This window comes from Amycolatopsis coloradensis, from assembly GCF_001953865.1.
Classification (GTDB): Bacteria; Actinomycetota; Actinomycetes; order Mycobacteriales; family Pseudonocardiaceae; genus Amycolatopsis; species Amycolatopsis coloradensis.
Genome location: NZ_MQUQ01000003.1, coordinates 189,388 through 200,608 on the forward strand (window position 1 = coordinate 189,388; position 11,221 = coordinate 200,608).

Annotated in this window: 12 protein-coding genes; 1 reads left to right on the plus strand and 11 read right to left on the minus strand. The window is 69.3% G+C overall.

Translation table 11 applies throughout. From position 1 onward, the window contains the following. Positions 1 to 24: 24 nt before the first annotated feature. Entirely contained in the window at positions 25 to 486 is a 462-nt protein-coding gene (locus BS329_RS04445) for a DUF3180 domain-containing protein (protein ID WP_076155896.1), read from the minus strand. A 60-nt stretch (positions 487 to 546) separates the two neighbouring features. Between BS329_RS04445 and BS329_RS04450 the strand changes: the two genes are divergently transcribed. Then, positions 547 to 1,488 (plus strand): MerR family transcriptional regulator, encoded by a 942-nt coding sequence (locus tag BS329_RS04450; RefSeq protein WP_076155897.1) that lies wholly within the window; start codon positions 547 to 549, stop codon positions 1,486 to 1,488. A 354-nt stretch (positions 1,489 to 1,842) separates the two neighbouring features. Here BS329_RS04450 and folK read toward each other — a convergent pair whose 3' ends face one another. The 10 genes from folK to hpt form a co-directional block, all read right to left on the minus strand. Further along, on the minus strand, positions 1,843 to 2,346 hold the full coding sequence (folK, locus tag BS329_RS04455; protein WP_076155899.1) for a 2-amino-4-hydroxy-6-hydroxymethyldihydropteridine diphosphokinase: 504 nt from the start codon (positions 2,344 to 2,346) through the stop codon (positions 1,843 to 1,845). Beyond that, entirely contained in the window at positions 2,343 to 2,702 is a 360-nt protein-coding gene (folB, locus tag BS329_RS04460; RefSeq protein WP_076155901.1) for a dihydroneopterin aldolase, read from the minus strand. The genes folK and folB overlap by 4 nt, the downstream gene beginning before the upstream one ends. Continuing rightward, positions 2,695 to 3,537 (minus strand): dihydropteroate synthase, encoded by an 843-nt coding sequence (gene folP, locus BS329_RS04465; RefSeq protein ID WP_076155902.1) that lies wholly within the window; start codon positions 3,535 to 3,537, stop codon positions 2,695 to 2,697. The genes folB and folP overlap by 8 nt, the downstream gene beginning before the upstream one ends. After that, a complete protein-coding gene (gene folE, locus BS329_RS04470; protein ID WP_076156816.1) occupies positions 3,534 to 4,148 on the minus strand; it encodes a GTP cyclohydrolase I FolE in 615 nt (204 codons plus the stop codon). The genes folP and folE overlap by 4 nt, the downstream gene beginning before the upstream one ends. Continuing rightward, positions 4,117 to 6,543, minus strand: coding sequence for an ATP-dependent zinc metalloprotease FtsH (gene ftsH / locus BS329_RS04475; protein ID WP_076155904.1), 2,427 nt, complete (start codon positions 6,541 to 6,543; stop codon positions 4,117 to 4,119). The genes folE and ftsH overlap by 32 nt, the downstream gene beginning before the upstream one ends. A gap of 190 nt (positions 6,544 to 6,733) precedes the next feature. After that, on the minus strand, positions 6,734 to 7,567 hold the full coding sequence (locus BS329_RS04480; protein WP_076155905.1) for an ESX secretion-associated protein EspG: 834 nt from the start codon (positions 7,565 to 7,567) through the stop codon (positions 6,734 to 6,736). A 175-nt stretch (positions 7,568 to 7,742) separates the two neighbouring features. Continuing rightward, a complete protein-coding gene (locus BS329_RS04485; protein WP_076155907.1) occupies positions 7,743 to 8,537 on the minus strand; it encodes an ESX secretion-associated protein EspG in 795 nt (264 codons plus the stop codon). A gap of 210 nt (positions 8,538 to 8,747) precedes the next feature. Further along, positions 8,748 to 10,121, minus strand: coding sequence for a WXG100 family type VII secretion target (locus BS329_RS04490; protein ID WP_076155908.1), 1,374 nt, complete (start codon positions 10,119 to 10,121; stop codon positions 8,748 to 8,750). Positions 10,122 to 10,138: 17 nt separating this feature from the next. Continuing rightward, entirely contained in the window at positions 10,139 to 10,504 is a 366-nt protein-coding gene (locus BS329_RS04495; RefSeq protein WP_076155910.1) for a hypothetical protein, read from the minus strand. A 144-nt stretch (positions 10,505 to 10,648) separates the two neighbouring features. Next, positions 10,649 to 11,212: a hypoxanthine phosphoribosyltransferase gene (gene hpt, locus BS329_RS04500; protein WP_076155912.1), complete on the minus strand. Its 564-nt coding sequence runs from the start codon at positions 11,210 to 11,212 to the stop codon at positions 10,649 to 10,651. Positions 11,213 to 11,221 lie beyond the last annotated feature (9 nt).

Below are 11,221 nucleotides of genomic sequence, written 5' to 3' on the forward strand. Positions count from 1 at the left end.
ACTTCGAGCGGTGGCTCCCGAGCGTTAACCGGTCGGCTCCGGATCGCGCTCCCGATCGCCGCCTTCGGGGGTCCGGCAGCAGTGTTCGAGCCACAAAGCCGCAGCTACCAGCGCCACCGAGCTGACGATCCCGACCATCGCCGAACGGAGATCGCCGCTCGCCGCGAGGAGTTCGTCACGTCGCGGGAAAAGATACGCGAAAGCCGCCAGCCAGACCCCCGTCATGACGGATCCGGCCAGTGACGAGGCCTTCGCGAGGGCCACCGATCGGGCGACGGAAATCGCGGCGAGCACCCGGCCCTCCCGGATCCGCGAACGGATGATGAAGGCGAGCACGGTCTGGCAGAGCGCGAGGACGAACAGGGTGATTCCGGCGAAGAGCGGAAGCGCGGGCATGGATCCGTACGCGACCTGGAAGAGCAGGTAGGCCAGGACCAAACCCAGGAGGCCGGCCACCGCCAGCTCGCGTGGCCGGGTGAAGCGCATGGCCCAACGCTACCTGGCAGGCTTGACTCTCCACCAACTGGAGAGTCGAACATGAAGCATATGGGCACCGCCGCGGTATTCACCATCGGGGAGCTGGCCAGACGGACCGGCCTGCCGGTGAAGACCATCCGCTTCTACTCCGACGAAGGGCTCCTGCCGCCGACGGACCGCACCGATTCCGGCTACCGCCTCTACGACGCCACCGCGATGGCGCGTCTGGAGCTGGTCCGGACGTTGCGGGAGCTCGGGCTGGGTCTCGCGGACGTGGAGCGGGCGCTGACCAGGGAAGCGACCATCGGGGACCTCGCGGTCCGGCACGTCGCGGCCCTGGACGAGCAGATCCGGCGGCTTGAGCTGCGCCGGGCGGTCCTGCGCGCGGTGGCCAAACGGGACTCACCACTGGAGGAGGTCGAACTGATGAACAAACTCGCGTCGATGTCGGACGAAGACCGCAAACGTTTGCTCGACGAGTTCTGGGCGGACATGGTCGAAGGGCTGGAACTGGATCCGCAGTTCTACGAGCGGATGCGCTCCGCGAAGCCGGAACTGCCCGACGACCCGACACCGGAACAGCTGGAGGCCTGGATCGAGTTCGCCGAACTCGTGCAGGACGACGAGTTCCGCGCGTCCATCCGCCGGATGAGCGAGTGGCACTCGCAGCTCCGCAAGGAGGACGGCGCAGACTTCGGCGAGCAGCAGCAGCAACTGTGGATGGCTTGGAGCGAGAGGGCGTCGGAGGCGCTCGAAGCTGGCCTCGCACCGGACTCGCCTACGGGCCGGGAACTCGCCGAGACGATCTTCTCGGAGTCTTCGCGGAACGGCCGCGACGCCGGAGACCCGGTCTGGCGGAAGAAGCTGGCCGACGGGATGGCGATCAGCATGGATCCGCGGGCGGAGCGGTATTGGTTCCTGCTGGGGAAGATGAACGGCTGGCCGTCGTTCCCCTCGCAGATGCCGCAGGCCGAGTGGGTCGTCGCCGCCCTGCGCGCCTCCCTGAGGTAGCAAGGGACCTTTGCTCTCGCCCGCCCCCTCTCCCGCAATTCGTCCTCTAGTTGCGATGGTTCGCGTCGCCAACTACCGCAACCAGAGGACGAAACGCGAGGGGCGGCGAGGGCTCGCGAGGCTGCCCCGGCCCGGCCCGGCCCGGGGCGGGGCGGGGCGGGGCGGGGCGGCCGGTCGTGAGTGGCGATCTCGTGAGCCACTCAAGCCGATGCCCCCAATGCCCCATTGGGGGCACCCAGCGCCCCCAAAGCCCCATTGGGGGCACCAGCCGACGACACCCACTCCGCGTTTCGTCCTCTAGTTGCGGTCGTTCGTGACACGAACTACCGCAACTAGAGGACGAAACGCGGGGGGTCAGGTGAGGGGGAGGGTGAGGGTGAGTGAGGTCCGGCGCACGGAGGTGACGTCGGAAGCGGGCCGGGCGGCGAGGAGGCCGGCGACGGGGCCGTGGCCGGGGAGCACCGCGGCGGGCTCGATCTCCAGCCAGGGGATCAGCACGCTCGCGCGCTCCGGCGTGCCGGGATGAGGGAGCAGCAACTGGGGGTCGTCGGAGCGCACCCCGTCCACGGTCACGATGTCGACATCCAGCGTGCGCGGTCCCCAGCGGACCTCGCGCACGCGTTCCGCCGCCTGTTCGGCGGCCTGCCCCGCCCGCAGCCAGTCCCAGTGGTCACGCGCCGGGTCGTCGACGAGGACGACGGCGTTGAGGAAGTCCGGCTGGTCCTCGACACCCCACGCCTTCGTCTCGTAGACCGACGACACCGCGACGACCGACGGCCGGAAGGCGTCGACGGCCGACTGGAGGAACGCGAGCCGGTCCCCCAGGTTGGAACCGAGCGACAGCAGCGCGCGGCTCATCGCTCCCGCCGCACCGTCACCGCGACGTCGTCGAAGTTCAGCGGGATCGGCGCGGACGGCTTGTGCACGGTCACCTCGACGGCGGTCGGCCGCTCGTCGCGCAGGACCTCGTCGGCGATCTTCCCGGCGACGCTCTCGATGAGGTCGTACGGTTCACCCGCCACGATCCCGGCGGCGAGTTCCGCGAGTTCGCCGTAGTGCAGCGTCTTGGCCAGGTCGTCGGACGCGGCGGCCGGGCCGAGGTCCAGCCATACGACGATGTCGACGGCGAACTCCTGCCCGTCGCGCTTCTCGTGGTCGAAGACCCCGTGCCTGCCGAAGACCCTCAAGCCGGTCAACGTGATCCGGTCAGACAACGGGACTCCCCTTTCGCCAAGCGGCCGCGACGGTCACGGCGTCGATACTCGCGCCGACCTCGTGCACCCGCACACCCCACGCACCCGCCGCGGCGGCGAGCGCGGAAACGGCCGCGGTCGCGTTCTCCCGGCCGTCCGGCGGGGCGGGCTTTCCGTCCTTTCCGGACAAAAGACGCCCGAGGAACCGTTTGCGCGAAGCACCGACGAGGATCGGGAAACCCAAGGACAGAAAGAAATCCAGGCCGTTCAACAGCGCCCAGTCGTGCTCCGCGTTCTTCGCGAAACCGAGACCGGGGTCGAGCACGATCGCACTCTGGTCGACGCCGGCGGAGACCGCTTCGTCCACTCGGGACAGCAACTCGGAGCGGACATCCGCGACGACGTCCTCATAGGACGCCAGCGCGTTCATGTCCTTGCTGTGCCCGCGCCAGTGCATCAGCACATACGGGACACCGGTCTCGGCGGCGACCTTCGCCATGTTCGGATCGGCCAGCCCACCGGAGACATCGTTGATGACCGACGCGCCCGCCTCGACGGCGGCGAGGGCGACCTCGGCGCGGGTGGTGTCCACGGACATCGCGACACCGTCGGCCGCCAGCGACCGGATCACCGGCATGATCCGGGAAATCTCGGTGTCGGCGTCCACTCGGGACGCACCAGGCCGTGTCGACTCCCCGCCGACGTCGATCAGATCCGCGCCGCGGGACCACATCGCGTGCGCGTGCTCCAGCGCCTGCTCGATCCCGAGGTAGCGGCCACCGTCCGAAAAGGAATCGGGGGTGACGTTGAGGATGCCCATCACCGCGCAGCGGCCGGGCTGGGGCAGGACGGTCATCGACGGCCCATGATCAGGTCCAGCGCCTCCGCCCGCGAGGACGCCGAAGACTGCAACAGACCGCGCACCGCCGACGTCGTCGTCCTGGCGCCGGGTTTGCGGATGCCGCGCATGGCCATGCAGAGGTGCTCGGCCTCGATCACGACGATCACGCCGCGGGGCTTGAGCTTGCGCATGAGCGCGTCGGCGACCTGTGAAGTGATGCGTTCCTGGACCTGGGGGCGCTTGGCGTAGAGATCGACGAGGCGGGCCAGTTTGGACAGACCGGTGACCTTGCCGTGCTCATTGGGGATGTAGCCGACGTGGGCGACACCGTGGAAGGACAGGAGATGGTGTTCACAGGTCGAAAACATCGGGATGTCCGTCACCAGGACGAGTTCTTCGTGCGCCTCGTCGAACGTGCGGTCCAGCACGTGGTCCGGCTCGGTGTAGAGCCCGGCGAACATCTCCCGGTAAGCGCGAGCGACCCGGGCGGGGGTCTCAAGGAGACCGTCCCGGTCCGGGTCCTCACCACAGGCGAGCAGGAGTTCGCGTATGGCTTTCTCGGCCCGTTCTTGGTCGAAGACCGGGCCTGGGCCGTTATCGCTTGCTGTCGTCCTGTCCGTCGTCACGCCGTTGCTGTCCTTCGTCCTGCTGACCGCCGGGCTGGCCGGGCTCGCCACCGAACCAGTTGTCACGCGGACGGTCTTCGGCGGGACGCCAGGGCTGGCTCGGCTGGCCGCCCGGCTGGGTCGCCGGGGTCCATCCGGGAGGTGCCCCGTAGTTCGGCGGACCGCCAACGGGCCCACCCTGATAACCGCCTGCCGGACCGCCCGGCTGCTGCCCACCATATGCCTGGGGCCAGTGGCCGGTGCCGTTCGGCCCACCGTTCGGGCGGCCACCGTTGGGGTAGGCGCCCGGCTGCGGCGGAGCGTAGGGGTTCGCGTTCGGGTCGGCGGGCGGGACCGGGGCCGCGTACGGCGGGCCACCGGGAAGGTCGCCGCCGCCCTGCACGGTGCCGACCGGGGTCGGCGCCGGCTGGAGCACCGGCTGTTCCTTCTTCTCCTCCGGCGGGGGCCACGGCTCGCCGCGCTCCATCGCCAGCTCGCCGGGGGTCTTGATCGGCGGCTTGTCCGACGGCTTCCGCTCGCCGAACTCGTTGAAGATGGTGATGTGCGGGCGCTTCTCGACGGTCGCGAAGATCCGCGCGAGATCCTTGCGGGTCAGTGTCTCCTTTTCGAGGAGCTCGATGACCAGCTCGTCCAGCACGTCGCGGTAGGTGCTCAGCACGTGCCACGCCTCGGTGTGCGCGGTCTCGATGAGCTTGCGCACCTCCTCGTCGATCTCGTGCGCAACCTCCAGCGAGTAGTCCGCCTGGCGGCCCGCCGAGCGGCCGAGGAACGGGTCGCCCTGCTCCTGGCCGTACTTGACCGCGCCGAGCCGGGCGCTCATGCCGTATTCGGTGACCATCGCGCGGGCGATCTTGGTCGCCTGCTCGATGTCGGAGGAGGCACCGGTGGTGGGCTCGTGGAAGACGAGCTCCTCCGCCGTCCGGCCGCCCATCGCGAAGACCAGGCGCCCGATCATCTCCGAACGGGTCATCAACTCCTTGTCGTCCTCCGGGACGAGCAGGGCGTGACCGCCGGTGCGCCCGCGCGGCAGGATCGTCAGCTTGTAGACCGGTTCGATGTCCGGCATCGCCCACGCGGCGAGCGCGTGCCCGCCCTCGTGGTAGGCCGTGATCTTCTTCTCCTTCTCGGAGATGATCCGGCTCTTGCGGGCGGGGCCGCCGACGACGCGGTCGACGGACTCCTCCAGTGCGGCGTCGGTGATCACGTGCCCGTTCTGGCGGGCGGTGAGCAGCGCGGCCTCGTTGAGCACGTTCGCCAGGTCGGCGCCGGACATGCCGACGGTTCGCTTGGCGAGGCTGCTCAGGTCGGTGCCCTGCGCGATCGGCTTGCCCTTGGCGTGCACCTCGAGGATCGCCCTGCGGCCGCGCATGTCCGGTGCGGACACCGGGATCTGGCGGTCGAACCGGCCGGGACGCAGGAGCGCCGGGTCAAGGATGTCGGGGCGGTTGGTCGCGGCGATCAGGATGATGCCGCCGCGCGCGTCGAAACCGTCCATCTCGACGAGGAGCTGGTTCAGCGTCTGCTCACGTTCGTCGTGGCCGCCGCCGAGGCCGGCGCCGCGCTGGCGGCCGACCGCGTCGATCTCGTCGACGAAGATGATGCAGGGCGCGTTCTGTTTGGCCTGCTCGAACAGGTCGCGGACTCGCGAGGCGCCGACACCGACGAACATCTCCACGAAGTCGGAACCGGAGATCGTGTAGAACGGCACGCCCGCCTCGCCCGCGACGGCTCGCGCGAGCAGCGTCTTACCGGTACCGGGCGGCCCGTAGAGCAGGACGCCCTTGGGGATCTTCGCTCCGAGTGCCTGGTAGCGCGCCGGATTCTGCAGGAAGTCCTTGATCTCGTACAGCTCTTCGACGGCCTCGTCGGCACCCGCGACATCCCCGAAGGTCGTCTTGGGCATGTCCTTGTTGAGCTGCTTGGCCTTCGACTTGCCGAAGTTGAGGACGCGGTTCCCGCCGCCCTGCGCGTTGTTCATCATCCACATCAGCAGGCCCAGCACCAGCGCCAGCGGAATGGCGAAGATCAGGATCTGGGTGAGGATGTTCTGCTGGGTGACCTTGGTGGTGAACTTGACCGGGTTGTCACCGTTCTTGAGGCCGATGAGCTGGCCGTAGACGGTGCCCGCGACGTTCGCCGGGTACTGGGCCATGATCTGGTCGACCTGCTGGCCCTCGACCTCGATCTTCTTGTTCAGCAGCAGCTTGATCTGCTGCTCCTTGTCCTCTTGCGAGGCTTCCTTGACGTTGTTCGCGGTGATCTGCTGGTTCGCGATCGAGATCGGCACCTGGGTGTAGCCACGATCACTGTCGAAGATCGTGTTGTAGGCGAGAAACGCCAGTACCGCCGCGAGAATCCAGAGCACTGGGTTCTTGAGCACGCTCTTCCGGTTCATACGACTCGGCCCTGGTGGCCTCGACCCTTCCTGGTTGGGCGGCTCCTGCTGTTTCCCGCCATCACGATCTTGACGACCCATGGTGCTCCGACACCCGCCCCTCAGGATACCGCCCGCCTGGACGGACGAGGGTGGTGAGCCTCTCGCACGTCAACGGCGGACGTCGCATGAGGGTTCCCGGAGCGCGACCCTAGCGTGTGTCGACCGCCACACCGGCGGCCATTTCGCCCAGCCTCATCCGCAGTGTCTTGACGTCGGCCGGGGAGACGGTGACCCATTCGCGGCCGTCCGGACCTGCCTGTGACGTGCTGAGATACCGTCCGCTGACGGTGTCGAACCAGCCGAGGACACGGGACCGCTGCTTGGCGCCGACGTGGGACCGGCTGTTCGCTGCCAGCTGACCGCCACGCAGCCGCGGCTGGCCGGTGAGCTTGCCGAACGCCTCGCGCGGGTCCGCGGTGACGCGTTCGCTGAGTGAGACGCGGGGCTTCTCTTTACGACGGGTTTTCGCCGCTTCGGGCTCTTCGCCCTGCTTCGTCGGGTTGACGGCGGCGCGGATCGGCTCGGTCCGGCGGGCGTCGTCGATCGGCAGCGTGACGGACGCCTCGGAGCCGCGCTGTCCCGGTGGGAGCAGGTCGACGACGGCGGTGGGGAGTCCGTCGGCCGGTGCTCCGCGCAGCCAGATGCCGGACTGGTCCTGGATCGCGATCACCGCGTCGCGGCCGTCGGTGGCGCCGAGGACGGCGATCGTCGGGGCCTGGAACTCGGGGATGTGCAGCGCGTCGATGGTCAGCGAGCCGCGGGCGAGGAGATACAGCCAGTCCTCGATCTTCCGGTCCAGCCTCCCCCGGCTGTCGCGGAGGCCGCGGGCCTTGAGTTCGACGTCGGTGCGGTCGCGCAGCACCCGCCGCTCGGCCTCGGTCGCGCCGTGCGAGCGCACGCGCAGCGGATACGGCAGGTCGCCGAGTTCGGCGGACTCCCAGAGGAAGTCGAACGCCATCGGTGTGAAGTGTTCCTGGTGCATTGCTCCGTGCCCTCCCGGCACCTCGGCTGCGGGGCCTGTGCGTGGCTAATCGCTGTGCGTCAGAACGCCCGGGGGTTCACGATAGCGAAGGGGTACGACAGGCGGTGGCCGGATGGCCGAAAGGACCTCTTGCTGAAGTCTCGCCCCAGCCGCCACATGCCCGCGTGACGGGAGGTCAGCGCGAGACGGAAGCGTCGGCCGCGATCTTGCCCAGCATCTCCGTCAGCCGGTGCCGCAGCGTCGCCGGGTCCGCGGGCGCGATGGTGATCCAGTCCCGTCCGTCGGAACCGCGGGTCGCCTGGGTGAAGTACCGGCCCGACTGCGTGTCGAACCAGCTCAGCACCGAAGACCGGCTCCGTGTGCCGTGCCTGCTGCGCGCGTTGGCGCCGAACTGGCCACCGCGCAGCCGCGGCTGCGCCTGGAGCCGGGACAGGGCCTTGCGGTCCTCGTCGGACGTCGCCGTGCCGTCGACCTGCGGCTGGCGGCGCTGGAGGAAGTCCGCGCCGGAAGCGCCGACGAGTCCGTCCAGCGGGAGGGTGATCGACTTCTCGGTGCCGCGCGAGCCCGGCGGCAGGAGGGAGACGATCGCGCTCGCGAGGCCGTCCGCGGCGATCGGGTGGAAGTGGAAACCGCGCTGATCCTGCACCGTCAGGAGGCCCTGTCCGCCGAGCAGCGACGCGACCGCGAGGAGCGGTTCGGTGTTGGGATTGTTGAGCTGGACGCAGTCCAGGCTCAGGTCCGGCCGCGCGAGGACGCCGAAGTAGTCCTCGATGTGGGGCTCGGGACGTCCGCGTTCGTCGGCGAGACGACGCTGGTTCAGTGACCGGAACGTCTGCTTCCGCAGGGCGTCACGCTCGTCGACGGTCGCCCCGTGCGAGCGGAGCCGCAGCGGGTACGGCAGCTCCCCGGCGTTCGCGGCCTCCCACAGGAAGTCCAGCTCGACCGCGGTGAGCAGGTCACCGTTCGCCATCGTCCGCCCCTAGTGTCTTTGGTGAACCCGCGTCCGCGATCGGCGTCGGCAGGACACTGCCTGGTCATCTGTCTCACGACCGCGGGCAGGGCGTCCTGCCACCGCGATAGCGGGGCCTTCGGCCGGCGCGGATTCACGCGCTTCGCCGACAGGCTCGCACAAGTCAGCGGGCGCGCGGCCGGATCGGCCGCGCGCCCGGTGAAAACCGCTCTAGCGATCGTCGTCTTCGGTCCAGGCGCCGATGACCGGCGGCGGGGTCGCCTCGTTGGCACCGAAGGCGTCGTCCGGGTCGGGCTCGATGAGGAACGACGCGTGCGTGTGCTCCTCTTCCTGCTCCGCCTGCGCGCCGTGGGCACCCATGCCCATACCGCCGCCCATGCCCTGCATCGGCGGGGTGGGGCCGCCACCGATGGTGCCGCTGGAGGACACGAGGCCCTGCTGCGGCACGGCCTGGGACGCGGCGCTCTGCGCGGGCGCGTTGTCGGTCGCCGCGGCGCCGGTGCCGTCGGTGTCCTTGGCGCCGGACTTGTTGCCCTGTCCGAGCGCCTTGGCACCGGCGTAGCCGAGACCGCCGCCGAGGGCGGCCGCGGTGAGTGCCTGGCCGAGCCCGTTGCCGCCGCTCGCCGGGGCATGCGGGGCGGTGATCGGCGCGCCCGCACCGGACGCGACACCGGCGCCGGGTGCGACACCCGCGGCAGGCAGGTTCCCGGTGGCGGGGTTGTAGCCCGCCTGCGAGAACACACCCGAGTCCGGACCGGCGTGGATCGGGACGCCGGCGCTGCCCTGCGCGCCGCCGTAGCCGTGCGTGCCCGCGAGGACCGGGGCACCGGAGACGGCGCCGGAGTTGAGACCCCCGCCGCCGACGTTGCCGACACCGCTGAACGAGGCGCTGTTGTGCGTGGCCGTCGGCTTCATGCCGAGGGATTCGGGGCCGAAGCTCGGGGTCGAGCTGTCGACCTCGCTCATCTCCTTGGTGTAGGCCTCGAGGAACCTGGCCTGCTCCGCCCGCACTTCCTTGTCCTGGTCGGCGAGGGGTTTCTGGTCGGTGATCATGCCGACCGGGCCCGCCGCGAGAGCCTGGCCCATCGCACCCTCGGGGGTGTAGTTGGTCGGCTTCGGCATGAGCTTGACCTTGGTGGCGGCGTCGGCCTGCTTCTGCAGCCTGTCCGACATCGTGGTCGCGGCTTCGGAGGCCTGCGAGCCCGAGTTCGCGATGGCGACCAGCGAACCCTGTGCGCTCGCCGCGCCCTGGCCGATCCAGGCGGCGCCCAGTTCGGAGATCGCGGTGTAGAGGTCGTTCGAGGCCTGGCTCAGCTGGGTCCCGTGCGAGCTCCACGACTGGCTGATCGAGGTCGCGGTGCTGGGGTCGTTGCCGAGGTTGGCCTGGTTCCACAGGTCCTGGCTGGTCGCGGCACTCTCCCAGTTCGGCGGGTTCGTGATGGCGCGGTCGGCGCCGATGTCGAACCCGTCCGAGCGGCCGCGGGCGGACGAGACGATGCCCTCGGCGTGCGAGTTGTCGCCGAGCTGGACCGGGGTGCTGCTGGTGCTCTCGCCGAAAGAGTCGGCGCTGTGCTTCGGTGGCATGGCTTTCTGACTCCCCCTCAGACGTTCCGGAACGGCTCTGCCGCGGCCTGGTCGATCTCGTGGTACCTGGCCATCGCGATCACGATGCCGGACTCGGCGGCCTCGTACTGCTGGTAAAGGTTCTGAAGCGCGGCCGCGTACGAGTCACCGCCGCCGTCGGCCCGGTTCGCCACCTTCGCGGCGATCGCGTTCCCGACCGGGTTGTTGCCCAGCTTCGGAGGCTGGCCGAGGTCACCGGCCCGGTGCAGCAGGGCTTCGACGGCGTCCTTGCCGGTGCGGATCTTGTTCAGGACGGTCTGGGCCGCGTCCGGGTCGATCCCGACCTGGCCCTGGGCCGCGGCGTTCTTGAACGCGTTCGCGTCCGCCAAGCTGCTGTTCCCCATCTGAGCTCTCTCCGTTTCCCCCGGGCCAGGCCACGACGGCATCGTGGCGAAGGTCTTCGCATAGGTTAACGCACTTGATCGCAGCCTATGACGCGTTCACCGTGCTCAGGGTTCCGTATTCCCGCATCCGCGGGCAAGCGGTTCTCAGGACGTGTAAACGTGCGGATCCAGGGTGCCGATGTAGGGCAGGTCCCGGTAACGCTCCGCGTAGTCGAGGCCGTATCCGACTACGAATTCGTTCGGAATGTCGAACCCGATGTACTTGACCGGTACATCGACCTTGACCGCCTCGGGCTTGCGCAGGAGCGAGACGACCTCCAGCGAGGCCGGGTTGCGGCTGGCGAGGTTCTTCAGGAGCCAGGACAGCGTGAGCCCGGAGTCGACGATGTCCTCGACGATGAGGACGTCGCGGCCGGCGATGTCGCGATCGAGGTCCTTGAGGATCCGCACCACGCCGGACGACGAGGTCGCCGAACCGTAGGAGGAGACCGCCATGAACTCGAGCTGCGAAGGAAGAGGGAGTGCCCTGGCGAAGTCCGTCATGAACATCACCGCGCCCTTGAGCACGCCGACGAGCAGGAGGTCTCCCTGTCCGGAGCCGGGGCCGTCGACCGGGTAGTCCGCGGCTACCTTCGCGGCCAGCTCGGCGATCTTGTCGTTGATCTGCTGCTCGGTGACGAGCACGGAGGCGATCTCGCCTTCGTACACAGGACGATC

Bases quoted from the DNA above. Each gene is read 5' to 3' on its own strand.
- BS329_RS04445 (WP_076155896.1), bottom strand. From the start codon at position 486: ATGCGCTTCACCCGGCCACGCGAGCTGGCGGTGGCCGGCCTCCTGGGT.
- BS329_RS04450 (WP_076155897.1), top strand. From the start codon at position 547: ATGGGCACCGCCGCGGTATTCACCATCGGGGAGCTGGCCAGACGGACC.
- folK (WP_076155899.1), bottom strand. From the start codon at position 2,346: ATGAGCCGCGCGCTGCTGTCGCTCGGTTCCAACCTGGGGGACCGGCTC.
- folP (WP_076155902.1), bottom strand. From the start codon at position 3,537: ATGACCGTCCTGCCCCAGCCCGGCCGCTGCGCGGTGATGGGCATCCTC.
- ftsH (WP_076155904.1), bottom strand. From the start codon at position 6,543: ATGAACCGGAAGAGCGTGCTCAAGAACCCAGTGCTCTGGATTCTCGCG.
- BS329_RS04480 (WP_076155905.1), bottom strand. From the start codon at position 7,567: ATGCACCAGGAACACTTCACACCGATGGCGTTCGACTTCCTCTGGGAG.
- BS329_RS04485 (WP_076155907.1), bottom strand. From the start codon at position 8,537: ATGGCGAACGGTGACCTGCTCACCGCGGTCGAGCTGGACTTCCTGTGG.
- BS329_RS04490 (WP_076155908.1), bottom strand. From the start codon at position 10,121: ATGCCACCGAAGCACAGCGCCGACTCTTTCGGCGAGAGCACCAGCAGC.
- BS329_RS04495 (WP_076155910.1), bottom strand. From the start codon at position 10,504: ATGGGGAACAGCAGCTTGGCGGACGCGAACGCGTTCAAGAACGCCGCG.